This is a genomic window from Streptomyces sp. NBC_00057, from assembly GCF_045041165.1.
In the GTDB taxonomy this organism is placed as follows: Bacteria; Actinomycetota; Actinomycetes; order Streptomycetales; family Streptomycetaceae; genus Streptomyces.
In genome coordinates, this window is the sequence record NZ_CP108256.1 from 765,033 (window position 1) to 791,179 (window position 26,147).

Here is a 26,147-nt window from a genome sequence, read left to right on the forward strand (position 1 = left end):
AGTCAGGCGGCCTGTGGTGGCCGCACGGGGCGGCCAGTGCCGCCGCCTGGTCGGAAGAGGTCGAAGAGGTCGTCGAGTACGGTCACCAGTCCGCCCAGCAGCAGCCCGCCGAAGACGGCCAGAACCGCTCCGCCGACGTGCACCTGGCCGCTGCCGGTGGCCGTCACTGCGCCGCAGGCCGCGCCGGCCGTCAGCAGCAGGTTCCGTACGGCATGCCAGAGACGGAGCGGGACCGCCGAGGCCCCGAAGCACCGACACGGGGCACGTACACCACGGCGGACGGACAGTGCGATGGCCACGGCAAAGGACATCAACAGCCCTGCCGACAACGTGAATCCGGCCAGCGCGCCAGCCGCGGCCGGCGCCGCGAGCAGCAGGCACACGGAGCCTTCGGCGGCGAGGACGACCCGTGCCACAGGTCGAGCGGCGCGGGACGGGACGATCCGCATGCCGTGCACGGATTCGATAAAGGCCTCGAATTTCCCGGGTCCGGAAATCTTGCCGAGGAAAGAAATCAGGAACACTGCCCCTATCAGGCAGCGCATACCAATTTCGACATAGAACACGATGCATCACCTGTGGGTCGTGGCGATTCCTGCGGCCGGCGTGGGCCACGGTGGCGCACGGGCGGTCCCCGTAGCGGCCACCGTGACCGTCTGTCTCCCGGCAGTGGTCATCTGCCGGGAGACGTGGCGATGGCCGAACTACTTGCAGTCGATGTACTGGCAGTTACGCCCGTTGATGTCGCAGCAGCCGCTGCAGGGACGGCCGGCGCACTGCCAACAAGAAGTCCAGCTACGGACGTAGCAGACGGCAGCTGACGCTTCCGTCGTCGGGACGAGCAGCCCGAGAAGGCCACTTCCCAACGCCTCGATCTTCTTGAACATGAATTCTCCCTTTTCCTGTCGTGCCGGTGGAGACCGGAAAGGCCTCCGTGGAAATACGTTCGTGTCCGGACCTGTCATGGCCGTGCGCGAACACGGATTCCGGGGACCGTCGGAACGACGGCGAATCAGAGCAGCCTCGTCGCGGGCACCCGGTTGGCCATGAGTACGACAGTGCACGGCTCACTTGGAGCAAACCTTGGACGGACCTTGAAACCGCTGGTGGCGCCGGCCTCGGCAACCGACAACGACCGGGCGTGACGTGACCGTGGCAGGCGATGAGCTGCTGACGCAGTCGGCCCCGCACCCACTTCGTCGCGGTCGACCTCATCAGCCGGGAACGGAACCTCACCGGACTCCCTGCACGAACGCCGCGCCGCCTGCCGCCCCCCGAGTCGAACAGCGCCAGCTGGGCGCCGGGCTGCGGGCGTTCGCGACGACATCCGGGGGCCGTCGGGGTGGCCGACGAGGTCGGGTGCGCAGATCTGGCTCAGCGGACCGTGCCGGCCAGCTTGTCCTGGAGGCGGCGGGCGTTCTCCGCGCGATGCTGGGCGTGGTAGAGGCTGACGGCTTGGAGCCAGTTGTGGCGGCGCTCGTCAGGCTGAGCGAGGGCCACGGCCGCCCCCGCCGCACCGCATCCGCACCCCTGCCGCGCGACACGGTCACCAACTTGCCGAACCAGCGCGGCCTCCCCCGGTGAACGGGGCTGTCCAGGACGGCTCCGATGCTGTGATCACATCAGCCACCGCGAGATCATCTCACCCGTGATCAGCGGTTACGGGACAAGCCTGTTGCCCGGTCGACTTGTGGGAAATCTTGGCCATATCTTGAGTTGGCTGATGAGAGCGTTTCCCGAAAGCTTGGGACTCAGGCTGAGGGGATGTTGCGATGGTGGTGGAATTCGGTGTGCTCGGTGACATCGAGGCACGTATCAACGGCATGACGGTGGATCTAGGACCTGCCCGGCAGCGCTGCGTGCTGGCCACGCTGCTGGTCGATGCCAATCGTGCGGTGCCTATGGACCAGCTGATCGAACGGGTGTGGGGCGACCGTCCGCCGCAACGTGCCCAAGGGGGGCTCTACAGTTATCTGTCCCACCTGCGGAAGATCCTGGAACCCGCCGCGCAGCACGTACGTATCGCACGGCAGCCCGGTAGCTATGTCCTCCTGAGCGAAGCGCTCACGGTGGACTTACACCGGTTTCGTGATCTGGTCGCCCGGGCTCGCGTGGCCGACGACGACGACCGTTCCGCGGCCCTGTTCGAGGAAGGCCTCGCGCTGTGGCGCGGAGAGGCTTTCCTGTCCATTGACACCCCGTGGTTCAACGCTTCCCGGGAGGCCGTTCACCGGGAGCGGCGCACCGCCGAGCTGGATCGCAACGATATCGAGCTGCGTCGTGGCAGGCACACCAGCCTGCTGGATGCCCTGTCCACGGGTGTCGTGGCGTACCCGTTGGATGAACGCTTGGCCCGTCAGTTCATGCTGGCGCTGTACCGCAGTGGCCGGGCGGCTGATGCGTTGCGCTGCTTCGAGCAGGTCCGCCGGGAATTGGCTGAGGAGCTGGGGTGCGATCCTGGTCGGGAGCTGCGGGAGTTCTACCAGCAGATACTTACCTCCGACCCTGCGCTCGACGTGCCCGCCCGGCCTCCCACGATCGCTTCCGCACCAGCACGTCAGCGGGCCTCATCAGCGGCGAGCCCGCACGCACCGGTTTCGGACCGGCCGGATGACGCCACCGGAAACGGTCACGAGGATCGGGTCGGAGCGAACACACAGCAACCGCGCCCTCGCCTGCTTCCGCCGACCCCGTCCCTGTTCGTGGGCCGGGAAGACGAGTTGGCTGAAGCCTGCCGACTGCTCGGCCAGGAGACGTCCGGGTCGGTGACCCTGCTGGTCACCGGCTCGGCCGGGGTCGGCAAGACGGCCTTCGCCGTGCGCGCGGGGCATCTGCTGGCCTCGCGGTTTCCGGACGGTCAGCTCTACGTGGACCTGCGGGGTTTCGGTGACGAGCCGGCCGAGCCGTTCACTGTCCTCGGTACCTTCTTGCGGGCGCTCGGCGTACACGGCGGTGCGATGCCCCCTGACGCGACCGGGCGAATCAATCTCTACCGCACCTTGCTGGCCCAACGCAGGACACTCGTCGTGCTGGACAGCGCGGCCGATGCGCTGCTGGTGGACGACCTTCTGCCCAGCGGTGAACACTGCGCCGCCATCGTCACCAGCCGGACCACGCTGGCGAGCCTGGGCGGTGTCCGGCTCCCCCTGAGAGTCCTCGACTCCGCAACGGGGCTGGCTCTGTTGCGTGAGATGGTGGGCGCAGACCGGACCGTCGCGGAGTCCGAATCGGCCCGGTCCATCGTGGAAACCTGTGGCGGTCTTCCCCTTGCGGTATGGGTCACCGGAGCGCGACTGGCCGCACGACCGCACTGGCCGCTGGCCAAGGTCGCCCGTGCACTCGCCGACGAGCAACGCAGGCTTGATGAGCTGGCCGTCGGCCACGTCGCCGTGCGGACCAGCCTGGAGCTGACCTACCGGGGCATGGCCCCCATGATTCGGCACGCCCTGCGGATGCTCGCCCTGCTGCCTGGACCGGACTTCGCCGTCTGGGCCCTGGCCGCGCTGCTGGACATGGACCTGGGCCGCGCGGAGGCCGTGCTCGACGAGCTGGTGGATATGCATGTGGTGGAGGTCGGGGCGGCTGGTGCCACCGGAGTGCGCTACCGGCTGCACGACCTGGTGCGGCTGGTGGGCCAGGAACGGGTGGAGCGGGAGGTCTCACCGCAGGACCGTACGACGGCGCTCACACGGCTGTTGGGCGCGAGCCTGCACCTGGCCGACCTGGCCGCGGACACCCTCAGCGTCGACTTCCAGGGCATCTCGCAGGCCGGCCTGGCATCCTGGCGGCCCTCCACGACGGACACCACCCAGATCCTCGCGGACCCACTGGTCTGGTTCAACGACGAGCGCCGGTTTCTCATCGACGTGGTGGACCAGGCGCTGGACAGAACCGAGATCGCGCCGGCCGCCGGGCTGGCCACCACGCTGACGACACTCTTCCAGATCGGCAGCCACTTCGACGACTGGGAACGGATCCAGAACCGGGCGCTCAAGGCGGCGCTGAGCAGCGGCAGCCGGCGCAGCACCACCCAACTCCACCGCTGTCTGGGCGAACTCACCACCGTCCTCGACCGGTATCCGGAAGCGCTCGACCACTTCGAGCAGGCACTGCAGTTCGCCGACGGCGAGGGCCCGGCCTACCGAGCCAGCGCGACAGCCGGACTGGCATACGTACACCGTTTATTGGGCCAGTATTCCTCGGCTGTGCATCATTTCGGACAGGCAATCGAGTTGGCTCGAACGGTGGAAAACGTCAACTGCCTCGTCTACGCCACCAACGGCATCGGCGTTATCCACCTCGAGCAAGGGCATGTCGAAGCGGCCATGGAGCGGTTCACGCAGTGCCTGCGGGCGAGCCAAGAAGCGGGCTACCGGCCCGGAGAAGCCCAGGCCTTGCGATGCCTGGGACAGAGCCACCGCGCACGTGGCGCCTACCCCGCCGCCGCCGACTGCTTCCAGCAGGCCGCCTCGATCAGCGAGAGTCTGGGCGACCGGCTCACCACCGCACACGCCACTTGCTGGCTGGGGGACGTCCTGGTGCGACAAGGCGCTCATGCGGAGGGGCGCCGATTACTGGCCCGCACCCTTTGGACCTACCGGGAGTTCGGCAACCTGTGGGGCGAGGCAGCGACGCTCTATGCACTCGCCGAGGCGCAACTCGTAGCAGGCCGTCCAGCGCCGGCCGGTCGACGCGCCGAAGCAGCCGTCAGCCTGTGGCGACAGATCGGTTCCCGCACCTGGCTAGCCGTGGGCCTCGACACCCTGGCCAAGGCCCACACCATGGCCGGTGACCTCATGGCCGCAGCCCGCACTCAGGACGAGGCCTCAGCAGTGCGGGCGACCTCGGACACCTAGGAGCATGGGTCAGTAACCAGCAACGGGCATCAGTCCGCGCAGCACACCGGTATCCACCCACGGCAGGCACTGGTTGATGCCGGTTACTGATCCGAGACGAACCTTGAGGCCGTGCTGGTCCGTCAACTGTCCTGCGGGACAGGCACGTTCATGGCCACCGGTCGCCTGACCCACGACGAACAGGTCCCGTCCGCATCCCGCGGACGCATCCCGGCGAACGCCACGCTCGAGGCCGTCGCGGGCTGCCTGGAAGCCCTGGGCCGTAGCATCACGGCGTCAAGGGTGCGACTGGCGCTCCGGGGCCTTGGGCGCCTCCTTTTGGCCATTTCATGGTGCCATGGGCATGACTTATACCGACCTGGGATAGAAAGACGCCGGGCACAGCGGCATCCGTGAGGCAACAGCCGAGTGAACCGGGGGTTCCAACACGTGAGAGACACCCGTGCCATCGAGGTCCAGGTGGAGAACTTCACCGAGGACGGCTTCCTCGTACTGCCCGGTTTTCTACCCGCCGCACTCGTCGAGCGTCTCGTGCCGGAGGTGGACAAGTGGGTGGAGACAGGGTGGCGTCAGAAGTCCATCGATGTCTGTCTGCGTCCGGAGGCCGGGCCGCCCCAGGTGGTCGAGCTGGACCTTGAGGCGCACGGTGAGCTCGCGGTGTATCCGCCGCTGATGGACCTGCTCAGCAGTCCCGAGCTGCTGGGCGAGTCCTTCGTCTTCCACCACCTGCACAGCGACCGGCGCCCGGTCGGCGGAGCCGGCAAGAGTTGGCACCACGACTACGAACAACAGCCCCAGCGCGACCGTCGCTTCCCCATGGTCCACGCGTTGCATTACATAGGCGGACTCCAGCCGGAGCTGGGTGGCTTGGTAGTGCTGCCGGGCTCGCACCTGGAGGTCGCCGAGAAGGACGCCCGCAGCCACGTGGGCACGGGCGTGCTGCCGGGTGAAGTGGTCATCGACGACGTGCCGCCCGGGTCGACCGTCGTACTGCACTCGGCGCTCTTTCACACCCGCCGGGCCGCGTCGGCCACACATGCGGACGGCGGCCCGCGATACATGATCGACGGCTCTTACTGCCGCACGGGCACCCTGTGGCCGCCGGTCAAGCCGTATTGGCGGCAGGTGCTGGCGGTGGCCCGGTCGCGTGGTCTGGGCGCGGGACGGCCGGAGCTCTTCGCGGAGCGGCACTTCAGCGAGTACGAAAGGGCGGAGAGGCGCAGCGGATGAGAGTCCTGGAAGCGGTACGGTTCGACGCGGTCATGGACCGCTTCGCCCATGAGCACCCCTTCGACGCGTCTGATCAGGCCAATTCAAACGACGAGGCCGAGGGGCACATCCGTAACGCCGAACTGAAGCTGCGCGGCCGTTGGCACCGGGTCCTCTTGGAGGGGCCGGAGGTCCGGAACGTGGTGCTGCCCTGGCACCTGGGCGAGGACGGAGAAGTGGAACTCATCCCCAGGACCGGGCTGACCGTGGCCGCGGCGGCGGACCGGCTCGCGATGCTCGACAGCTCGTACGCCCATACCAATCCGTTGTGCGCGTTCAAACTCGCCCGTCAGAGCACAACTGCTCACCTTGCCCCGTTCCTGAGCACACGGCCCGTTCCGGGGCGTGACTACGAGTCCCTGACGGTCCGCGAGGGGCTGATCCACCTGGACGGGCTGCACCGCATGCTCGCCTGGGCCCGGGCAGGGCACCTGGTGCCCGGCAACTGGTTCGAAGCGTACGTGGCCGGGCTATCCCCGGCCCACGTACGGCATGGCACTGGGCATGACCAGGACGGACTGGATGTTCACTCCGAGGGGCAGGCCGGCCATGGTCCGCACCATGTCGACGACGTGCCCCACGTCCATGGTGGGTTCCACCCTCCGTGACCCGTCGGCCTGCAGGACGGCCGGCTGAGGACGGTCCTGCGGCGTGACGTTGCCGATGTCGATCTGGCCGCAGGAGATGTCGTAGCGGCGGCCGTCCAAGGACAGCGAGCGTGTCATCCCGGCCACCGCGTGCTTGGCCGCGGTGAACGCGATGGAGTCCGGCCGGGGGGCCTGAGCGGAAGGCGCCCCGTTGTTGATGATCCGTCCCCCGCGCGGTACCTGCTGCTTCATCACGCGGAAGGCGGCGCGGGAACACAGGAAGGTTCCGGTGGCGATGGAGTCCATCACGCGGTGCCAGTCCTCGATGCCCACCTCCTCGGTCGGGGTGTACGGCATGGTGTCGGCAGCGTTGTTGAACAGCACGTCCAACCGCCCGAACCGGTCCACGACGTACCCGAACAGGCCGTCCACGGCCGCGGAATCGGTGATGTCCGCGGGGAACGGGACCGCGCGTGCACGACTGGCGGCCGGCGTGAGCGCCACCGTCTCCTCCAGCGGTTCCTTGCGCCGGCCCACCAGGCCCACCGTCCAGCCGTCCGCCAGCAGACCCAGTGCGCACGCCCGCCCGATTCCGCTTCCCGCTCCCGTGACGACAGCCGTTCTCCCAGCCATGTCCCACCCGACCTCTCCTCAGGGAAACCCATGCGTACGAAGGGCTCTCCGAGCGTGCCCGAGCACCCCTCACCCAAACAGGAGCCGCACATGAATGGCCATATACAGGCGTTGGGCGGGTCCGACAGCAGCCGGGCCTGGTTCGACCGCGCCCAGGCATCGCTGGCCGGCGGCATCAGCTCCTCCTCCCGGCTGACATCGACCGGCCCGCACCCCTATCCGCTCTACATGGCCGGCGGGTCCGGTACGCGCATCCGGGACGTCGACGGCAACGAATACCTCGACTACCTCATCTCCTACGGCAGCGCGGTGCTGGGGCATGCCCACCCGCAGCTCACCGAGGCGCTCACCGCGGTCCTGCACACCGGCACGATGTTCGGCACCTGCAACACCACCGAGGTGGAACTCGCCGAGCTGATATGTGACATGGTGCCTTGTGCGGAGCTTGTCCGGTTCGCCAACTCGGGCAGCGAGGCGGTGCAGGGGGCCGTGCGCGCCGCTCGCGGGTACACCGGGCGCTCGAAGATCCTCAAGTTCGAGGGCCACTATCACGGTTGGACCGATAGCCTGGCCATATCCAATCGTCCCACCGCCTCCGAGGCCGGCCCCTACGCCGCCCCACACCCCGTACCCCATTCCCCCGGCATTCCAGCGGGGGTCGTCGGCGACGTGGTCGTCTGCCCGTGGAACGATCCCGCTGCGCTCCGCGCCCTCCTGGACGCCCATCGTGGGGAATTCGCCGCCGTCATCTGCGAACCGATCGTCGCCAACAACGCCTGCACCATGCCCGCGCCAGGATTCCTGAACCTGCTGCGTGAGGAATGCACACGACGTGGAATCCTGCTCGTCTTCGACGAAGTCTGTACCGGATTCCGCACCGGCCCCGGAGGCGCCCAGACGATGTTCGGGGTCGTGCCGGACCTCGCCGTCTTCTCCAAGGCGCTGGGTGGCGGCGTCCCGATCGCCGCCTTCGCGGGGCAGCGGCACGTGATGGAGCCTCTGGCGCAGGGGCAGGTCAAGCACGGCGGGACCTACAACGCCTCACCGCTGTGCGCGACCTCCGCACTGGTCACCCTCCAGCAGCTGAACCAGCCGGACGTCACCAAGCGGATCGACGAGAGCGGTCGGCGAATCATGGAGGCGATTCGTCGGGCCGCCCACGACCGGCATGTCCCCTGCTCGGTGCAGGGCGTCGGCGCCATGTTTCAGACCGTTTTCACCGCTGACGGCACACCGACCCGGCAGTACCGCGACCTGCTGCTGACCGACCAGGCCCGCTACAACGCCTTCCGCCACGAACTCCTCAAACGCGGAATCCACACCAACGCCTACGGCATGGCCTGTTGGTTCGTCGCCGCCACCGTCACGGAGGACGACCTGGACGCCACATGCGAGGCCGTGGAAGACGCCTTCGCCGTCCTGTGATCCGTATCGCGTCCGGGAGTGGGAGCAGTTGTGTGACGTCGTGCCGGTTTCCGCTGGTCAGGGATACAGCAAGCCGAGGGGCCGACGTGATTCCCCCTTTGAGGGCCCTGACACGGGAGCCATCGATCGAGGTTTCGTCCATGTCCAGCAGACCTGTTGCCCGCAGTTCGGTGAGAAGTATGCCGTACAGCCGGGGCCGGACGCCGATGCGGCGGGCGATGCGTTTGCGGTTCACTTCCCGGCCCAGGCGCCTCGGTTCGGCGTGGATCCGCGGGACACCGTATGTGTTGCGGGAAGCGAGGTGCAGGACGGCGGTCTCGTGCGCGAGCGCGTCATCGGCGGCCTGGCGGACACGGCGGGCAGCTTCGCATTCGCGCGATGCGTAGGAGGAGGAACGTGCGACTTTCAGTGCCCGGCACGGCGACCTCCGTGACTGTCTTCCCGGAGAAGCGGACGAGCGCGATGGCGTCTCGCTGGGAAGCTTCAGGCGGGGCTTCCACTTCGACCGTGGACGCGGACGACCGGACGTATGAAATCGTGACCCGCGAAGCGTTCTACGACTGATCCGCCGACTGGCCCGTGTGCTGGCGGGCGCGGCTCCGGCGGTCGTACGCCGCCTGTGCCACCGCCCGCAGCCGCACGTAGAAGGGGTTGTCCTGGCTGATCTGCCACATGTGCAGATAGATCAGCATCTGGTTGAGCACGGTGTCGTACTCGACCAGCGTGCCGGACGCGTCTCCGGCCGCCTTGCCCCAGCCGACCAGGCGCTCCTTCTGAGCGGCGGTGATCTTGCCCGCCTTCTCAAAGGAGTCCGCGTACCGCTCCAGCTTGTGCGGTTGAGCGCCGTAGACCAGCTTTTCCTCCAGCATCCCTTGCTGGAATTCGTCGAACTCGGGGTTTCCGGCCAGCGCCGACTTCAGGTCACTGAGCGCCTGCTTGCGCTCGGCCGCCAGCTCCGCGACCTCCTCATTGGTCGCCCCTGACTGCACCAACTCCATCACCGGGCTGCTGCCGAACGCCTGGTGGGCCGCGACATGAGTCAGCTCGTGGGCGATGTGCCCCAGCAGGAAGGAGGTGCCACCTCTGGCCTGGGTGTCGACGTTGAATGTGAACGCCGGGCCGCCGCCGTCGGTGGTCGGGTTGAGCTTCATGCCCGGCATGCCGCCCTGTGGGTACTGCATCACGGTCACCAGGGGCACCACGGCCATCAGTTCCCCGATGACGGCGCGCGTCTCCACAGGTAGTGTCTGGTCCTCGTGAAGCGCCCCCAGCTTCTGGACGAAGTCGCCCATCATCGCGTGGAACCGTTCCGCGGGGACGGCCTGGGCCGCCTTCTGGGCCTCACCGGCCGGCATGCGGATGTCGAGGTCCGGGTTCTGCCCCTCGCTCATCATGCGGTCGACTTCGGTCAGTAGGCCCCGGAAGACAGCCTCGGGGTCCAACTGTCCTTGCGCCGCCGCGGCCTGCTGGCCGAGCTGCTGGGTGCCCCCGACGCGCGCCCCTCCCTCTGCCTTGTGGGCGACGTAGTCGCCGCACGCCTTGACGATGTCCTTGAGGGCGAGCAGCCGGGCGCCCTGTCTGGCGTCCGGCAGTGCGTAGAACGCCTTGAGCGCGTTGTCCACCTTGGTGATCTCGGAGCGGCCGCGTGGTCCGAAGGTCGCCGTGCTCTGCTTGAAATCGTCCTCGGTCATCATCCGCGACACCGTGATCAACTGCGACACGGCCGCGTTGCCCATGGTGCTTTGCAGTTCTGCGAGGGGGCGAGGGTCGCGGCTGTTCCGTACGGGGGACGCGGGCGGCGTGCTGCGTGTCTGCCCGGGGCTCTCGCGGAAGGGTGCGCTCGCGCTGTCCGACGGAGCGGCCATGGCCCGCCTCGCGTTGGCCTCCGCCTCGCGTTCGAAACGGTCCGAAGGATCCGAGACCTTGAGGCCGTCGCCATTGTCCGTGCCGGCGACGGGTCCCTTGCGCTGCTGGATTACATGGGTCAGTTCATGGGCCAGGGTGTGCAGGTCAGCCCCGCCCGCACCGATCACGACGTGGTTGCCCGAGGTGTAGGCACGGGCACCCACGTCCGCGGCGGAGGCGCGTGCCGCACTGTCGTCGTGCACACGGACGTCGGAGAAGTCGGAGCCGAGGCGTGCCTCCATCTCGGTACGGACGGGCTCGTCCAGCCGCCGGCCCGGCGAGCGGAGCACTGTGTGCACCGTGGAGCGCTGAACGGGCTGCGGGTTCTCCTGCCCGAATGCGCTGTACCCGGCCTCTTCTTCGACCATGCGCGCCACGGCGGCGTTGCCGATGGTGCGCTGCAGGTCCATCGCCCGCGCGGGCGTCAGACGGCCGGGGCCGGGCCGGAACACCGACCCCGTACGTCCGGCCGCTCGCGCCGATGGTCCCGGGCGGCCAGCCTTCGCCGACCGTTCGTATGCATACACAGCTGCTGGCCCCTTCCGCTGCGACCAGGGGCGACGACGGTCGGATCGGACGCCGCTCACCCTGTGGGCTCGAGCCTATCGGCGTACTCGACAGGAAGATTGGCCTTGCAGGGCAGGGGCCTTCTCCCTGAGGGCAGCGTCTCCCGCCCTCCGGTGCACACACCGTCGCCCCCGGCCCACACCACCGGCCGGGAGAGGTACGGCCAGGGTTTCCGAAGGCGCTACCCTTCGCCCCGTTCCTGCGCACGGTCCAACCAAGGACCGAACTCGCTTTCCCGAACCAGCCGGCCGAGTTTGCGGTACTCCTGGAGCACGGCCGAGACGATCTGCTCCATACCCAGCGACCTCCCGGATTCCGCCGCAAGATATGCGGCGGTCACCGCGCAGGCGCGGATCGACCCTCCCGCCAGCTCGAAGCGTCCCGCGCAGAACTCCAGGTCGAGTTCCGCCTCGCGTGGGATCTCCGTCCCGAGGCAGCGGTCCCACAAGGCCAGTCGCTGCTGGGCGTCCGGCATGGGGAACTCCGCGATCACGTCGAGGCGGCGGGTGAAAGCCTCGTCGAGATTGGCCCGCAGATTGGTGGTGAGCACCGCGATCCCGTCGAAGGACTCCATCCGCTGCAGCAGGTAGGCCGACTCCACGTTGGCGTGGCGGTCGTGCGCGTCCTTGACCTGTGAGCGCTTCCCGAAGATCGCGTCCGCCTCGTCGAACAGCAGGATGCCGTTGACGTCGGACGCCTCGACGAAGATCCTTTCGAGATTCTTCTCGGTCTCACCGATGTACTTGTCCACCACGGTGGACAGATCCACGACGTAGAGCTCCATGCCGAGCTCCGACGCCACCACTTCGGCGGACATGGTCTTGCCGGTGCCGGACTCACCGGCGAACAGCGCGATGACCCCTCGTCCCCGGCCGCCTCCCGGCCTCATCCGCCACTGACCGAGCACCTGCTCACGGTGGTGTGCGCGCAGGGCGAGTTCGGACAGCTGGCGCAGGGTTGCAGAAGGCAGCACGAGGTCGTCCCAGCCAACCGCGGGCTCGATGCGACGGGCAAGCCGTTCGAGCCCCGCGCCGTTCTGTGCCCGAACCGCCGTGCGCAGGTCCTGCGCGTCCACCGGACGCTCCTCCAGGACCGCCAGCCGGGAGGCGACGACGGCGGCCTTGCGCACCTGCTCGGAGTCGAGCCGGTAGGAGGCGGTGGCCTCGATGAGTCCCTCGTCGGCCGACGCGTTCTCGGCGGGCAGCCCGACAGACGTGCCTGCCTCGGCGAGCGCCCGACGCCACTGCCGCGCCACGCCCGCGGGGGCGGGGGGCGGGACTCGGACCGGAACCGGGCTCTCCCTGGTCCACAGGGGATCCCAGTTCTTCTTCCCGAACGCGATCAGGGGAGCACCGCTGACCGCCGCGCAGAGGTCACCGAGCAGCTGGGCTCCCTCGGGCCGCTCGGGGGCGAGCGATTCGAGCGGCCCGAGGACGACGCCGCCGCGGCTCAGCCGGGCCTCAGCCGCCAGGGTCCGTACGAGCTTCGCCGGTTCGGGAGCGGCGGCGAGTGCCGCGATGTCGACCACCAGCGGACGGCGCCCCGCGGCGAGAAGCGCCTCGACTGCCAGTCTGCCGGGGTCGCCTCCCCGGCCGAGCAGATGCACCAAGCCGCTGCCCGTGCCCAGCGCCGCTGCGACCCGCAGGGCCTCCGGTCCCGTGTCCGGCTCGTGCTCGGGCCCGACCACCCGGACGAGCCCGCGCAGCCTCCCATCGGGCTCGTCGTCGCCGAGCAGGTACGCGGTGATCCGGTCCGGAACCCGCAGCACCCGCGAGAGCAGCGGGCGGTCGGCTTCCAGGACCTCCAGCAGTCCGCCTGCGACCAGCGGGGCGGACGGCGAGAACCGGAAGCGGCCGGAGCTCGCGGCGGGCAGCCCGCAGAGTTCCAGTGCCAGGCCGATGGCCGGCCTGCGCCGGGTGAGGTCGTCGTTGAGGTAGCCATAGAGCCGCTCGAACCGAATGTCGATGTCCGGGGCCATCGCGACCAGCAGGAGGTCGACGTCCAGCGGTACCAGGCCGAAGTTCTCGGCGAGGTGCCGGATCCGGCTCCCGGGCGGGGAGTGCGGCGAAGGCTCGGAGCCGTACGCCGGTACGGGCGCGAACGCGTCGCGGGAGGCCATGATCCGCTCGACCGCCTCGGGGGTGAGGTACTGCCCCCGGTACGGATCGTCCGGTTCCGGGTCGACGGCCCGCCGGGCCGCCACGGCGTGCCTGACCCGTTGCTCGACGTGGATCAACCGCTCCCAAAGGTCCTCGATGCCCACCTTCGGGGTGCCGGGCAGTTCACGGACGGCATGGGTGCCCTGTGTCATGGTCATCGAGCCGCGCCCCCACGCCTGCGCCGGCCGGGCGGCAACTGCCGTTCACGTTCTGCGGCGAAGCCCTGCCCACCGGGGTCGGACGCCCCGTCGTAGCGCAGCCGGCGCCCCGGCCCCGCCCCGTCGCCATCCCGTGCGGCGGCGGCCTTCACCACCAGCCCTTCGGTGACCGGCGGGCCGGCGGAAGTCCGTTCGCCGGCCAGCGGTGCCCACACACGCAGGTCGATCGCAGCCTTGAGCTCACCGCCGAGCGCGGACCACACGTCCGAGGCGGACGGCCCGTCGGTGCCCGGACCCGCCGCCTCGATCTCCACGGTCAGCCCGAGTTCGGCAAGGCTGCCCGTGTGCATACGGGCAGGCAGGACGTCCGACCGTACGAGGCAGCGCAACACCTCGGAAAGCAGGCGGTGTTCGTCCTGCGGGCGGTTGGTCCAGGCGGTCACCAGATAGGTCAGCTCGAACCAGCGCGGCGGGGTCCGCCAACCGATGACCATTCCTTGGTCGTCGTGCTCCTCGGCCGTGCCGGTACGGCGGCGGGCCGCATCCTCACGGATGCCGTGGAGGAAGACACTGACCGTGGGGGCGTTGCGCCGGGCGGACCAGTCCTTCGTCGGTGCGTCGAAGACCAGGTCCACGCCACTCTCCTGGAGGCCGGCGTCGACCAGTAACAGCCGCAGCCCCTCGTCCACTTCGTGGATCACCGGCGCCCCACCTCGTCCGGCGGGACGATGGTGCCGCTGACCACCAGGAAGGGCGTGGTGACCGGGCTGAACCCCGGTCCCTCGGCGGTGATCGTGCGCGGCCCCGTCTGGTCCTTCGCCAGGATCAGCAACTGCGCGATGAACGTACGGTCCCCGCGCGGGACGGTGGGCGGTGCGGCTGCCGTGATCCCGGGCTTCCAGGTGAGCGTCACCGGTGCTCCGGGCGGGAAGTCCTTGCCCCGTACGGAGGTGACGAACCCGGGTTTGCCGACGGCGGGCACCGCGACGATACGGGGCTGGAGAATGCGCAGCGGGATCCTGGAGACGTTGTCGCGGGTGTCGGCGTCGGTACCGGTCGTGGTCAGGGTTCCGGTGATGGTCGTCCTCAGCGCCCGGTCCGGCTTGAGCACGACGCGGACGACCGTAGAGGCTCCCGGTGCCAGGTCGGGCAGCGTGCACACCCCGGCGGCGCAGCCGGCCGGAAGCGGACCCGCCGGGATCCGCGCGGGCAGTCCGAGCCGCAGCCGCAGGCCGGTGGCGAGCGCGTTCTTGCCGTTGCGCACGGTGTACGTCACCACGACCCGGCCGCCGACGAAGCCGGGGCTGGGCTGTGCCCGCACCGCGACGCCGGGCCCCGCCTCGGGTTCGGGCGGCTGGGGCGCCGGAGGCCGGGGCGGCGAGGTCGAAGGAGACGGGGTGGGCGTCGGTGTCGGAGGTACGTCCTGGACCGGGACGGTCGTCCCGGTGGCGTTGTCCGTGGGGTTCGGGTCCACCACGGCTCCGGTGACCGACCAGCCGATCTGCTGGTCTCCTGTCGTCACGCCGGTCAGCCGAGCGGTGACCTCCACACTGGTCCCGGGCCGGAGCACGCCCAGGTCGCACTGGGGCGACCCGGTGGCGCAGGGCCCGGCCGGGGTGGTGATCTCCTCCAGGCGCACGCCGGGCGGGGCGTCGACGGTGAACGTGGTACCGGGCGAGGGTGCGGGACCCCTGTTGGTGACGGTGACCGTCACCGACACGGAGGAACCGACCTCCACCGCGGGCCCGGTGGGCGGTGCGGTCAGGGACAGGTCGACCGACTGCTGGAAAGCGGGCTCCTTCTGCCGCCCGGTGAGTCTGTCGCCGAACGGCGTCAGCGTGCCGGAGGAGAGGTCGAGCACGGACAGCTGCTCCGGGGAGTTCGGCGCGAGCGCTCTGCGTGAGCTCAGCACCAGCCGTCCCGCGTCCGGCGACCAGGCCACGTCGCGGGGCTGGAAGGGCCCGGTCTGCGAGGTGTCGGGGATGTCCTGATGGCACGCGTCGGGGTTGTTCCGCTGGACGGACGGAAGCACGACCCGGCACTCGCCACCGGTCAGCGAGGTCACGAGGATTCCGTCGCGCTCGTTGACCCGGCCGCCGCCGTCCTTGCGGTTGAAGGCGAGCGTGCCGCCGTCGGGGGAGAACGCGGGGCTGTCGTCGATCACCTTGCATTCACCGGGGCAGATGGTGACGCTGAGGTCCCGCTGCTGGTCGAGTGCCGCCACCGGCGCGGTCCAGACGTGCTTGATGCCGCCCAGGCCCCGGATCACGTGGTTGCGGGTGAAGGCGAGGGTGGTTCCGTCCGACGACCAGGTCGGCTGCGCGTCACCTCCTGCCAACTGCCCTTCCGGCGGGACTACTTTGCCCACGATCGCTCCCGTGGCGACGTCCGCGATGAGAATGCTGCTCGGCCCCGCGGCCTGGCCGACCCCGCCGGGCGAGGTTCTGGTGAACGCCAGCTTGGTGCCGTCCGGCGAGAACGTGGGGTCGGTATCCCAGTCGCGGGGACCGCGTCCGGCGAGCGGCATCGCCGCCTCGTGGGTGCCGTCGGCGTCGGCCAGCCAGATCCGCTCGACGCGCTCCTTCTCCGGCCCCTCGAAGCGGGTCAGGACGATGCGCCTACCGTCCGGTGTGTAGTTCTGCCGCTCGGTCCAGGGGTCGTAGGCCTCCGCCGGGTTGAACAGCGGGTCCTTGGCGGGGTCGGTGTTGGTATTGGCCTCCGGGTCCTCCTTCAGGATGGAGAGCCCGAGGTCACGCGGGTCCGCTCCGTCCTGCCTGACGTCCTGGAGCGTCACGTCGTTCGCCTCACGGGGGGTCCGCCGTGCCACGACGGGGGTACCGGAGTCCGCGGGCCCGAGCCAGGTGGGCGATTCGACCGCACGGTCCTCGCCGAGCGTCAGGCCCGGCTCGTTCCCGTCGAAGGCGGTCGTCCGGTAGACGTGGTCGTAGTCCTTGCACCCGCAGGTCGTGTCGGGGCTGAGGAAGAGCAGGCCGTTCCCGTCCGGCAGCCAGGCGGCCGAGCGGGTGCGCCAGTCGGCCTGGACACCGGCCAGCAGGGGACGATCGGTTCCGACACCCTCGGTCACCCGGAGCCGGGGTCCCGTCGTCGTGTCCGTGGTGAGGGTGTACGCGACAAGAGTGCGTTGGGAGCCGTCGTCCACCGGGTTCCACTCCGGCTCGGTCGCGTCGCCGGGCGGGCCGTCACTGATCACCCTCGCCGCGCCGCCGGCCACGGCCCGTTCGTATATCAGCCCGGTCCGCCCGGGACCGGAGTCACAGGAGTACGCGATCCGCGAGCCGTCCGGGGAGAACGTCGGGGAGGTCTCGTTGTTGGGGGTGTCCGTCAGCCGCCGCAGGCCGGAGCCGTCGACCCCGACGGTCCACAGCTCACGCTGGACCACATCACCCGGCCCCCGCTCCGCGGAGTCGAACACCACGGTCCGCCCGTCCGGGGAGAGTTCGGGGTGTGCGGCGTCCCGGCCGGTGGTGAGCTTGCGCACCGCTCCGTCCGCATCGCGTACGTACACCTGCGGTCGCACGCTGTCGCGCAGGCTGGTGAAGACCAGCACCTCACCGCGTGCGAAGGGATCCTCGTCGTAGTGGGCCGGTCCGGTACCGAACAGCGGTGCGCTGGTGGCCGGGTCAAAGACCCGGCCGAGGCTGCGGTGTTCGGTACCGGCATAGGCGATGCGCCCGGCATCCGCCGGCCCTTCGTCCGCCGCCGCGGCGAGCCTCGGCGCACCCTGAGGTACGGACGCGGAACCCGCCACCAGCAGCGGCGCCAACAGCACCACAGCGCCCGTCAGTCGGCCCAGCCGGGTATGCCTCGCAGGGCCAGCAGTGCCGGTCACGGCCCACCTCACAGTCCTGTTGATGACTCTCCAAGACAAGCATCGCGCCTGCGCCGGGCCAAGGACAGGTCCGGAGTACCCGGAGCAGGGGAAGGGGCTGTTGCCCTTTGCGGCGCCTTCCCGGCCCCTCGCCCGGCCGCTCCGGCCATGAACACCGGCGAGCCCCCCGCGCGGCGACGTCCTCACGCCGTCCGCACGGGAGCCCGCGGCAGGACTCAGATGAGTCCGTGTCGCATGGTGTAGCCGACGGCGTGGGCCCGATTGCGCAGTTCGAGCCGTGTCACCACCTCGTGCAGCACGTTCTTGACGGTGCGTTCGGAGTACGAGGTCTTCTGTGCGATCTCCGCGGTGCCGTAGCCCTCCGACACCAGCCTGATCATCTCCGCCTCCCGCGTCGTGAGGGTGGAAAGCGAGAGCCCCCGGGGGTCGAGGACCGTGCGCTGGAGGCTGCTGACATGGTCGAGGAGCTTTCCGAGCAGGTCGCCCGGCAGCACTCCTTCGCCGTTCGCCATCGCTGTCACCAGGTGGACAAGACTGTCCTGGTCCGCCTCCCCACGCCTCAGTACGGCGGCGACGCCGCACTCGATCATGGTCTGGAGCGCGCCCGATTCGAAGAAACCGACGACGAGTCCGGTACGGGTCGCGGTGTTGCGCTGGAGGCGCTGCAGGAGCTGGACGGTGCGATCGTCCACCATGTCGACTACTACTAAGGAGACTTGGGCCCGGTCTGCCTCGGACTCCGCCATCAGCTCTATCTCGGGCCGTGGGCGCATTTGGTGAACCACGCCGGTCCGCAGGATCAGGTCCTCCGCGTACACGGCTACGGAGACCCTGCCCCCGGTAGCCTCCTTGGCGCTGCCCTCGGCGGAGCGCTCCGATGGAGTGGGCCTGCGGTACTGGCCGCGGTCCGCTGCTCTGTTCATCGTTTCTGCTGTCGTCGTCATTCGCTTGCGTGCCTGTCTTCCTCAGATGCTTCCGTCCGATACGCCTGTTGCCACACTCGACCGCGTCGGCCGCCGGCACGGTGAACGGGCCCGAGGGAGGGTCGCCGGGACATCGTGCCGTTGTGCCGTCAGGGCACCACCCCTGCCCGATCGTTGCCCTCGCGTCTCTGCTGCGCAGCGCAGGGACGGCCTATGGTCACATCGTGACCACATCTGCCGAACTCGAAACGCGTACGGTGACGGTGTCGCCCGGCGCTGAAGCGACGACGACACTGACCGTGCGCAACGACGGCGACATCGTCGAGGCGTACACGCTCGAAGTGGTCGGCGACTGCGCCGCTTGGAGCGCCGTCGAGCCGGCACGCGTGTCCCTCTACCCGGGCACCTCCGAGGTGGTGACCGTACGGCTCGCGCCGCCCCGGTCCCACGAGGTCCGGGCCGGTGAGATACCCCTGGGTGTCCGCGTTCTGCCCACGGAGCACCCCGAGTCGGTGGCGGTCCCCGAGGCCACGGTGGTCGTCGGGCCCTTTCACGAGCTCCGGGCGGAGCTCGACCCGCGCCGACGCTCCGGCTGGCTGGGCGCCCGGTTCCGTACCTCGGTGCAGAACAAGGGGAATACCGCGGTCGACGTCGCTCTCACCGGCAAGCAGGCCGGTGAGGAACTCCGCCTGGCCTTCACCCCGGGCCAATGGCGCCTGGAGCCGGGCGAGTCCGCCGAGGTGGGCCTGCGGGTACGGGCCCGGAAACTGATCTGGTTCGGCAAGCCGGTCTCCTGGCCGTTCGAGGTCGAGGCCGCCGAAAGCGCCGAACAGGACACCGACAGCGAGCAGTCCGGCCGGTCCGAGGCGCTGCCCGGTGAGTTCGCGCAACTGCCGGTACTGCCCGGGTGGCTGCTGATCGTCCTGGCAGCGCTGCTCGCGCTGCTGCTCGCGTGGTTCGCGCTGGTCCGGCCCGCGGTACGGAGCACCGCGAAGCAGGCGGCGACCGAGGCCGCGCAGGAGAAGACGCCCCGCAATCAGCAACAGGGGGCGACAACGGCGGGCGGCGCGGGCGATCCGTCCGGTGGTCAGGGGGAGAACCAGGGGCAGGGGGACGGTACGGGCAAGCCGAATGCGTCCGGAGGCTCCGGTTCCGGCGGTTCCAGCTCGGGATCGGGGGGCACCCAGCAGAGCTCGGCGACGATCGATGTGCAGACCGGGTCCGGGGCCAAGAAGGAGGGGGCGTACCGGGTTCCGAAGGGGAAGGTATTCGGTATCACGGACATCGTGGTGGCGAACTTCCAGGGCGACGAAGGAGTACTGACCATCTCCTTCGGGGAGCGAAAGATCACCACCATCGCTCTGGAGACCTTCCGCAACCAGGACTACCACTGGGTCACCCCCATCGAGATTCAGGAGAACGACACGGTCACCGCGTCCGTGACCTGTGCCAAACCTGGCACGCCGGCGACCGGAACTCAGGCTTCCGAATGCCACCAGGTACTCAATGTCAGCGGCGTGCTGAGCGATCTCGCACCGTAGAAACAAAACGCCTGGCCTCCCGCTTCCCCCACAGGGGATGAGAACAGCAGAAATCCCGACCGAGTGAAACCCGGATTGCCGATCTTTGGCAGTTTCCTTCTCCTGTGCACATTAGAGGTCTAGACCTGATGGGTTCTTCGTGGCTCCGGCGGCGGGTGAGGACTTTCCGGTCACAGCCCCTTCGGGAAACGCCGAAAGGGCCGGGTGGGGCGGTCAAGGACCGGATCAGGTCGCCGGTGCCCGACCGGATGGTCAGGGCCTGTCCGCCCGTGGTGAATTCTGGCTGTTTTCCGTCGATCCGACACCGATTCCCCGGCCGCCGCGGACGTCGGCGAGCAACTCCGGGGATCCCGGGGGCGCGGGACCGCGTACGCCGGCATTCGTCGGACCCGGGCATCCGCATTTCCGTCGAGCCCCTGGCGGCGTAACGGCGGACGCCTTCCGTGAAACCGGAGTCCACCGTGCCGTCACGCGACCGAACCGGGAAATGCGGCGACCGCCGCGACCGGTCCGCAGGGGGAAGCATTTCCTGTCGCACGGGTGCCTGGGAAGGCAGCACCCTTGCCCCGTGTCCAGGACTTTGAGACCTACTGTCCGTCACAGCCGTCGAGGAAGACTCGGTGGCGAACGAACGACCACGCGAAGGAGCGAGCATGCCGTCGTACCTCACCCCCGGTGTATACGTGGAGGAGGTGCAGTCCGGAGCGCGGCCCATCGAGGGAGTCGGCACCGCGGTCGCAGCCTTCGTCGGTTTCGCGGAGACCGGCCCCTTCCACCAGCCGACGCTGGTGACGAACTGGGACCAGTACGTCCAGGCCTTCGGTACCTTCACCGCCGACACGTACCTGACGCCCGCGGTCTACGGCTACTTCGCCAACGGCGGCGGTGCGGCCTACATCGTGCGCATCGGTGGCCCCGCACAGGACTCGGGGCAGGGATCCGCCGCCGAAGCGGCCCCGCCCGCCGCCATCGGGGGGTTCCTGGTCTCCGCACGGCCCGGAACGAGTGGAGACCTCTCCGTGGAGGTCGCCGACGCCGAGGGCGAGAACCCTCCGGAGGACCGGTTCCGGCTGCTGGTGCGGCAGGCCGGCAAGGTGGTGGAGACCTACGACGTCTCCACCCGCAAGAACGTCAAGGGCTATCTGGTCGCCCAGACCCGCCAGTCCAAGCTCGTCCAGGTCACCGAGCAGCCTGGCGCGACCCCGACCCGCCCCGAGAACCAGACCCTCGCCCTCGCGCCCGCCGCTGCCGCCCCCGGAGCCGGTGGCGCACGGCTCGACCCTGCCGAGTACATCGGCGACGCCGCCGCCCGCACGGGGTTCGCGGGTCTCGAAGCGATCGACGAGATCACCATGGTCGCCGTTCCCGACCTGATGAGCTCCTACCAGCGCGGGGACATCGACGCCGAGGGCGTCAAGGCCGTCCAGCTGGCGGTGATTTCGCACTGCGAGCAGATGGGCGACCGGGTCGCCGTCCTGGACACCCCGCCGGGCATGAACGCCCAGCGCGTCCGTACCTGGCGCAACGACGACGCCGGATTCGACTCGCGCTACGCGACCGTGTACTACCCGTGGCTCAAGGTCTTCGACCCAGCGACCGGCCAGAACTCCCTGGTGCCGCCGAGCGGCCACGTCGCCGGTGTCTGGGCGCGCAGCGACGGTGAGCGCGGTGTGCACAAGGCCCCCGCCAACGAGGTCATCCGCGGTGCGCTGGACCTGGAGATCCGCCTCAGCAAGGGCGAGCAGGACCTGCTCAACCCGATCGGTGTCAACTGCGTGCGCGCCTTCCCCGGGCGCGGCATCCGGATCTGGGGCGCGCGTACCCTCTCGTCCGACCCGGCCTGGCGCTATCTCAACGTACGCCGCCTCTTCAACTACCTGGAGGAGTCGATCCTCCTGGGCACCCAGTGGGTGGTGTTCGAGCCGAACGACGACCGTCTGTGGTCGAGCATCCGGCGCAACGTCACCGCCTTCCTCACCGAGGAGTGGCGCCGGGGCGCTCTCTTCGGCCGCACGGCCGAGGAGGCGTTCTACGTCAAGTGCGACCGCGACAACAATCCGCAGGAGTCGATCGATCTCGGCCAGGTCGTATGCGAGATCGGCGTGGCTCCGGTGAAGCCCGCGGAGTTCGTGGTCTTCCGTCTCGCGCAGTTCTCCGACAGCACCAGCCTCGTCAACGAGTGACCCAGCAGGGTCCGCAAACGGAACAGGTGACACAGAGTCATGGCAGAGGGCGACGCTCTTTCCACGCACGTCTTCGGCGTGCAGCTCGGCGGCTATCTCGTCGAGTCGATCCAAGAGATCAGCGGCATGACCGTCGAGGAGGAAGTCGTCGAGGTCCGTCAAGTGACCGCCGAGGGCAAGCAGATCATCCGCAAGCAGCCCGGTGCACGTCAGGCGGGCGAGGTAACGATCACCCGCGGACTCGACAAGAGCAGCGAGTTCACCAACTGGATCAAGGAGACGCTCAACAACGGGGCTGTCGACACCGCGCGCCAGAACCTGACCATCGAGATCAAGGACTCGAAGGGTGAGACGGTCCGGCGCATCCAGCTGATGCAGGGCTGGGCCAGCAAGTGGGAGGGCCCCTCGCTGAAGGCCGGCGAATCCAGTGCCGCCACCGAGACGGTGACCATCACCTTCGAGGAGATCGTGGTCGAATGAGGCGCAGGACCGTTACGTCGGGCGGGCTCGACGAAGTCCTCGACAGCCTCGCAGCCACCCCGCCCGCTGGACAGGAGGCTGCCCCCGCGCCGCCTGCGGCCCGGGACCGGGACCGTGACCAGATGGAGCTGCGTACGGAGTTCGAGTTCGAGCTCCCGCGCGGTTACGTCGACGACGAGGGCCAGGTCCACCGGCGCGGCTCGATGCGGCTCGCGACGGCACGGGACGAGCTGCGCCCGCAGATCGACCTGCGGGTGAAGGAGAACCCGGCGTACTTGAGTGTGGTGCTGCTGAGCCAGGTGATCACCCAGCTCGGCACCATCACCGATGTGCACGCCGGGGTCGTCGAGCGGATGTACGCCACGGACGTGGCGTTCCTCCAGGACTTCTACCGCCGGATCAACAGTGAGGGCCACACGCACGCCGCGGTGACCTGCCCGCTGTGCCACGGGGCGTTCGAGGTGGACCTCTCGGGTGGGCGCCTGGGGGAATCGTGACGTACGCGCTTCCCCGATTGCGGGAGGAGATCGCGTACGTCGCCTACCACTTCCATTGGCAGCGAGAGGACATTCTCGACCTCACCCACGGCGAGCGTCAGGAGTGGGTACGGGAGATAGCGCGGATCAACACCCGCGTCAACGAAGGCGGGTGATCGTGTGGGGTTCGGAAACTGGTTCCGCCGAGGGGACCGGCAGCAGCCCGGAACGCCGCCCCGGGGCGGGGCCGGAGCCGACACCGGGCACAGTCCGGAACCGGAGCCCGATCGGAGCGACAGCGGGGCCGATCAGCGGGACGGCGGCTGGGACGGCGGCTGGCGGCAGGTCGCGCCCCCGGCGGTGACCGTCGCCCGGTCCTCGATCGGGGTGAGTGACGGGCTGCGGTTCAGAGCCGGCCTCGCCTCGTGGCAGAACCTCGCGTTCGGGAGCGAACTCGGCCATGCCGTATTGCCGTCGGCGCCGGTGGGCCTCATCCATGGCGTCGCCCGTCCGGGCGGCGCGCGGTCCGAGTCTCCCGGTGGACCGCTGCTGCTGCGTGCCGCCCGGACCGGAACGGAGGGGGAAGCGGAACCTGCGGCGGGCCCGACACCTGCCACGGCGGGCAACGCGACCGGCAGGGGCAGGGCCGGCGGGAAGCCGGCCCCTGCAATCGTCCAGCGGTCGAGCGGTACGACGTCCTCCCGCCTCTCGTCCCCCCGTTCTTCCGGGAGCGGGGCACCGGGGCGGCAGACCGGCGGGGGCGGCGCAACCGCTCCGGAAGCCACGGCAGGGACAGCCCCGGCAAGAAGTACGGCTCCGGGACCGGCTTCAGGCCCGGCCGCCGCGTCGGCGTCGCAGCATCCGGCGGACACCGCACCGGCACCGGTCTCGCGCCGGCGGGCCCGGCCCGCGGCCGTACGCCCGCGGCGGACTGCCCCGCCCCTGATCATTGCCCGGCGTCCGGCGATGGCACTGCGGCACATCGCCGGGATCCTGCCGGCCACAGCCCCCGCACCGGCCACTCCCGTCATTACCACCACCACAGTGCAACAGGGCGCGTCGCAGCAGACTGCGCCCGCGCGGCCGGACGGTTCCGGCGGGGCAGCTCCCGCTGTCCCGCCGGGCGCCGCATCACCACCGGACCGCACCACCGACCGTCCCACCACCGCAACGGTGCGCCCCGCCCTGGGCCGGCCCCTGAGGGAACTGCCCACCGGAGCCGTACCGTCCGGCCCGGCGACGCGGAGCGGGGTCGTCCCGTCCGCTCCGGAAGGGCAACAGGCAGCGGGCATGCCCGTGATTCAACGCCAGGCATCGGACGCGGCACCCCCTGCGGTGACGACCACGCCTTCGCAGGAGGCGACGAAGCCGACGGTGCGTCAGTCGCCTGCCCCGGAGCGTCGGTCCTCGGAAGCCCGGTCCCCGGAGGTTCGGTCCTCGCAGCCGCCACAGCCCGACAGGTCCGGCTCACAGGCTCGTGCCCGCGGCGGGATCGGCACCCCCCTCCCGTCGCTTCCGTCGACAGCCAGGCTTCAGAACGACGCTCCGCTGCTCGGTGACCGCCGTCGGACACCGGCGGGAACCACGGGCCCGCAGCAGGGCACGACGTCGGCGGGCGAGCCCATGGCGCCCCCGCCCTCCGCACCGGCCAAGCCGATGCCGAAGCCCTTGAACGCACCCTCCGAGATGCCGGTGCGCTCGTCCCCCGTGCCTGTTCGGCCCGGTGCGTCCGCACCGGAACCTGTGGCTGTCCAGCGCGTGTCGGACGCCACGCGTGCGAGCACGCCCACCACCACCCCTTCCCCTTCCCCTTCCGCTCCAGCTACGCCGGTACGTGTCCGGAGGATCACCCCGGAGCGGGAGAAGGGACGGGCATCCGGGTCTGCCGCCCGCGCAGGGGAGCCGACGCCCGCCGTCCAGCGGTCGCGGTCCCTGCTCGCGGACAGGGCCCTGAAGGTGAGCACCGGCTCCAGCGAGGGCTTTTCGGCGCCGACGGCAGGCAGCACAGCCCGGCCGGTCGTGGCAGCCACCTGGCGTCGTGATGCCCAGCAGCCGGGGTCCGATGTGCCGACGCCGGGGCCCGGGAGCACGCGGACCGGGGAGCAGCGGACGCCGACGGGTGCCGGCCCCGGGCCGGCGCTTCCTCACCCGCGCCCCCGCCCCGCCGAAGCTGCTTCGCCGACCCGGCCCCGTGCGACCGGCCCCGGGCCGGCGCCCCAGGGACCGGCGCCCGGTGGCACCGTCCAGCGCCTCGTGCCCGGGAGCCCGTCGCCCGGCACCGCGCGGAGCGGGACGCCCTCGGGCCGGACGCCCGCCGGTGACCCCGCTCGCGTTCCGGGGGCCGGAGCCGGGGCAGGCGCCGACCGGACGGGGCGCGGACCGACGGTCGGCGGTTCCCTCCTGCGGCTCGTGCAGCGTTCGGTACGCGGCGGCGCGACGACGCCCCCGTCCCGTCCCGAGGCCCGCCCGCCGGAGCAGCAGCCCGCGGAGTCACACTCCGCCCGCCGCCCCGGACCGCCGTCCCCAGCGCCACGACCCGCACCCTCAACCCCGTCCGTGGCCCCCTCCGTGGCGTCTGCGCCATCCGCCGCTCAGCCGGTTCCGGTCGTGCGTCCGCATCCGCCCGCACCGGACCGCCCGGGAGCAGCCGCCGTGCCCGTACAGCGGATGGCGTTGCCGGTAGTGCCCGAATCCGGCGCTCCCATGGCCACCGGACCGGCGGCCGGAGCCGGTTCGCCCCTCCCCGGACCACCGAGCCTTTCGGTACGGGTTCCGCAACGCGCACCCGCTCCGGCCGCCGGAGCCGGCGTCTCCGGGGCCGCGGCCGAGGTGCTTCAGCGCGCGGCGGCCGACGCCGGAATCACCGGTGTTCCGGTGAGGGCGGCCCCGGTGAAGCCCGCCGCGCCGTCGGGAAGGACCGGTCCGGCCGGATCGACCGACTCGGCCACCGCGGACGCTCCGGCCGCGAACCGGGTCACCGGGGCGGACATCGAGGAACTGGCCCGTCGTCTGCTCGATCCGGTGAGCCGGCTGATCCGCGCGGACATGCGCAGAGGGCGGGAGCGCACCGGACGGTTGTACGACGGCCGCCGCTGACAGCGGCCCGAACGGCCGAACCCGGCACGGCACTCGGAA

Annotated in this window: 17 protein-coding genes and 6 pseudogenes; 11 read left to right on the forward strand and 12 right to left on the reverse strand. The window is 70.0% G+C overall.

Going from position 1 to position 26,147, the window contains the following annotated elements; all coding sequences use genetic code 11:
- Nucleotides 1-2: 2 nt before the first annotated feature.
- The 3 genes and pseudogenes from OG953_RS03875 to OG953_RS03885 form a co-directional block, all read right to left on the reverse strand.
- Complete coding sequence (locus OG953_RS03875) at nucleotides 3-545, reverse strand: MauE/DoxX family redox-associated membrane protein (RefSeq protein ID WP_405691606.1); 543 nt, start codon at nucleotides 543-545, stop codon at nucleotides 3-5.
- 829 nt (nucleotides 546-1,374) lie between these two features.
- The gene (locus OG953_RS03880) at nucleotides 1,375-1,500 is read right to left on the reverse strand and encodes a hypothetical protein (RefSeq protein WP_405692442.1); all 126 of its coding nucleotides are present in this window, start codon (nucleotides 1,498-1,500) and stop codon (nucleotides 1,375-1,377) included.
- Nucleotides 1,470-1,630, reverse strand: a pseudogene (locus OG953_RS03885) (IS5/IS1182 family transposase); the annotation flags it as partial. The pseudogene OG953_RS03885 and the gene OG953_RS03880, both read right to left, overlap by 31 nt.
- Before the next feature lie 142 nt (nucleotides 1,631-1,772).
- Here OG953_RS03885 and OG953_RS03890 point away from each other — a divergent pair.
- The 4 genes and pseudogenes from OG953_RS03890 to OG953_RS03905 all read left to right on the forward strand — a co-directional run.
- On the forward strand, nucleotides 1,773-4,856 hold the full coding sequence (locus OG953_RS03890; RefSeq protein ID WP_405682511.1) for an AfsR/SARP family transcriptional regulator: 3,084 nt from the start codon (nucleotides 1,773-1,775) through the stop codon (nucleotides 4,854-4,856).
- 30 nt (nucleotides 4,857-4,886) lie between these two features.
- Nucleotides 4,887-5,087 (forward strand): annotated as a pseudogene (locus OG953_RS03895) (IS1182 family transposase); the annotation flags it as partial.
- Nucleotides 5,088-5,285: 198 nt separating this feature from the next.
- A complete protein-coding gene (locus tag OG953_RS03900) occupies nucleotides 5,286-6,086 on the forward strand; it encodes a phytanoyl-CoA dioxygenase family protein (RefSeq protein WP_405682512.1) in 801 nt (266 codons plus the stop codon).
- 32 nt (nucleotides 6,087-6,118) lie between these two features.
- Nucleotides 6,119-6,556, forward strand: a pseudogene (locus tag OG953_RS03905) (DUF6309 family protein); the annotation flags it as partial.
- 39 nt (nucleotides 6,557-6,595) lie between these two features.
- Here the strand turns inward: OG953_RS03905 and OG953_RS03910 are convergent.
- Nucleotides 6,596-7,345, reverse strand: coding sequence for an SDR family oxidoreductase (locus OG953_RS03910; RefSeq protein ID WP_405682513.1), 750 nt, complete (start codon nucleotides 7,343-7,345; stop codon nucleotides 6,596-6,598).
- A 90-nt stretch (nucleotides 7,346-7,435) separates the two neighbouring features.
- Between OG953_RS03910 and OG953_RS03915 the strand changes: the two genes are divergently transcribed.
- Nucleotides 7,436-8,770 carry an aspartate aminotransferase family protein gene (locus tag OG953_RS03915; protein ID WP_405682514.1) on the forward strand — a complete coding sequence of 445 codons (1,335 nt, stop codon included), beginning with the start codon at nucleotides 7,436-7,438 and terminating at the stop codon, nucleotides 8,768-8,770.
- On the opposite strand, the pseudogene OG953_RS03920 reads toward OG953_RS03915, so the two are convergent.
- The 7 genes and pseudogenes from OG953_RS03920 to OG953_RS03950 form a co-directional block, all read right to left on the reverse strand.
- Nucleotides 8,742-8,975: pseudogene (locus OG953_RS03920) on the reverse strand (IS5/IS1182 family transposase); the annotation flags it as partial. The gene OG953_RS03915 and the pseudogene OG953_RS03920 overlap by 29 nt on opposite strands.
- Before the next feature lie 18 nt (nucleotides 8,976-8,993).
- Nucleotides 8,994-9,452 (reverse strand): annotated as a pseudogene (locus tag OG953_RS03925) (hypothetical protein); the annotation flags it as partial.
- Nucleotides 9,453-10,628: 1,176 nt separating this feature from the next.
- Nucleotides 10,629-11,043: pseudogene (locus OG953_RS03930) on the reverse strand (DUF4157 domain-containing protein); the annotation flags it as partial.
- A gap of 380 nt (nucleotides 11,044-11,423) precedes the next feature.
- A complete protein-coding gene (locus OG953_RS03935) occupies nucleotides 11,424-13,553 on the reverse strand; it encodes an ATP-binding protein (RefSeq protein ID WP_405691608.1) in 2,130 nt (709 codons plus the stop codon).
- 2 nt (nucleotides 13,554-13,555) lie between these two features.
- A complete protein-coding gene (locus OG953_RS03940; protein WP_405682515.1) occupies nucleotides 13,556-14,260 on the reverse strand; it encodes a DUF4255 domain-containing protein in 705 nt (234 codons plus the stop codon).
- Nucleotides 14,257-17,409: a hypothetical protein gene (locus OG953_RS03945; RefSeq protein WP_405682517.1), complete on the reverse strand. Its 3,153-nt coding sequence runs from the start codon at nucleotides 17,407-17,409 to the stop codon at nucleotides 14,257-14,259. The genes OG953_RS03940 and OG953_RS03945 overlap by 4 nt, the downstream gene beginning before the upstream one ends.
- Before the next feature lie 215 nt (nucleotides 17,410-17,624).
- Nucleotides 17,625-18,353 carry a LuxR C-terminal-related transcriptional regulator gene (locus OG953_RS03950; RefSeq protein ID WP_405682519.1) on the reverse strand — a complete coding sequence of 243 codons (729 nt, stop codon included), beginning with the start codon at nucleotides 18,351-18,353 and terminating at the stop codon, nucleotides 17,625-17,627.
- A 203-nt stretch (nucleotides 18,354-18,556) separates the two neighbouring features.
- Between OG953_RS03950 and OG953_RS03955 the strand changes: the two genes are divergently transcribed.
- The 5 genes from OG953_RS03955 (at nucleotide 18,557) to OG953_RS03975 (ending at nucleotide 23,188) form a co-directional block, all read left to right on the forward strand.
- On the forward strand, nucleotides 18,557-19,873 hold the full coding sequence (locus OG953_RS03955) for a hydrolytic protein (RefSeq protein ID WP_405682520.1): 1,317 nt from the start codon (nucleotides 18,557-18,559) through the stop codon (nucleotides 19,871-19,873).
- Nucleotides 19,874-20,526: 653 nt separating this feature from the next.
- Nucleotides 20,527-22,056, forward strand: a complete 1,530-nt coding sequence (locus OG953_RS03960) for a phage tail sheath family protein (protein WP_405682521.1) — start codon at nucleotides 20,527-20,529, stop codon at nucleotides 22,054-22,056.
- A gap of 39 nt (nucleotides 22,057-22,095) precedes the next feature.
- Nucleotides 22,096-22,536, forward strand: a complete 441-nt coding sequence (locus tag OG953_RS03965; RefSeq protein ID WP_114242518.1) for a phage tail protein — start codon at nucleotides 22,096-22,098, stop codon at nucleotides 22,534-22,536.
- Complete coding sequence (locus tag OG953_RS03970) at nucleotides 22,533-23,033, forward strand: hypothetical protein (RefSeq protein WP_405682523.1); 501 nt, start codon at nucleotides 22,533-22,535, stop codon at nucleotides 23,031-23,033. The genes OG953_RS03965 and OG953_RS03970 overlap by 4 nt, the downstream gene beginning before the upstream one ends.
- The gene (locus tag OG953_RS03975) at nucleotides 23,030-23,188 is read left to right on the forward strand and encodes a DUF6760 family protein (RefSeq protein ID WP_266430796.1); all 159 of its coding nucleotides are present in this window, start codon (nucleotides 23,030-23,032) and stop codon (nucleotides 23,186-23,188) included. Before OG953_RS03970 ends, OG953_RS03975 begins: the two co-directional genes overlap by 4 nt.
- 1,356 nt (nucleotides 23,189-24,544) lie before the next feature.
- Here the strand turns inward: OG953_RS03975 and OG953_RS03980 are convergent.
- On the reverse strand, nucleotides 24,545-25,042 hold the full coding sequence (locus OG953_RS03980) for a hypothetical protein (protein WP_405682524.1): 498 nt from the start codon (nucleotides 25,040-25,042) through the stop codon (nucleotides 24,545-24,547).
- A gap of 673 nt (nucleotides 25,043-25,715) precedes the next feature.
- Here OG953_RS03980 and OG953_RS03985 point away from each other — a divergent pair.
- A complete protein-coding gene (locus OG953_RS03985) occupies nucleotides 25,716-26,108 on the forward strand; it encodes a hypothetical protein (RefSeq protein WP_405682525.1) in 393 nt (130 codons plus the stop codon).
- Nucleotides 26,109-26,147: the final 39 nt, after the last annotated feature.

What these genes read in the sequence shown, in the direction of transcription:
- OG953_RS03875 (WP_405691606.1), bottom strand. Translation starts at nt 545, where the DNA reads ATGCGCTGCCTGATAGGGGCAGTGTTCCTGATTTCTTTCCTCGGCAAG.
- OG953_RS03890 (WP_405682511.1), top strand. Translation starts at nt 1,773, where the DNA reads ATGGTGGTGGAATTCGGTGTGCTCGGTGACATCGAGGCACGTATCAAC.
- OG953_RS03910 (WP_405682513.1), bottom strand. Translation starts at nt 7,345, where the DNA reads ATGGCTGGGAGAACGGCTGTCGTCACGGGAGCGGGAAGCGGAATCGGG.
- OG953_RS03915 (WP_405682514.1), top strand. Translation starts at nt 7,436, where the DNA reads ATGAATGGCCATATACAGGCGTTGGGCGGGTCCGACAGCAGCCGGGCC.
- OG953_RS03935 (WP_405691608.1), bottom strand. Translation starts at nt 13,553, where the DNA reads ATGACACAGGGCACCCATGCCGTCCGTGAACTGCCCGGCACCCCGAAG.
- OG953_RS03950 (WP_405682519.1), bottom strand. Translation starts at nt 18,353, where the DNA reads ATGACGACGACAGCAGAAACGATGAACAGAGCAGCGGACCGCGGCCAG.
- OG953_RS03960 (WP_405682521.1), top strand. Translation starts at nt 20,527, where the DNA reads ATGCCGTCGTACCTCACCCCCGGTGTATACGTGGAGGAGGTGCAGTCC.
- OG953_RS03965 (WP_114242518.1), top strand. Translation starts at nt 22,096, where the DNA reads ATGGCAGAGGGCGACGCTCTTTCCACGCACGTCTTCGGCGTGCAGCTC.
- OG953_RS03970 (WP_405682523.1), top strand. Translation starts at nt 22,533, where the DNA reads ATGAGGCGCAGGACCGTTACGTCGGGCGGGCTCGACGAAGTCCTCGAC.
- OG953_RS03985 (WP_405682525.1), top strand. Translation starts at nt 25,716, where the DNA reads ATGGCCACCGGACCGGCGGCCGGAGCCGGTTCGCCCCTCCCCGGACCA.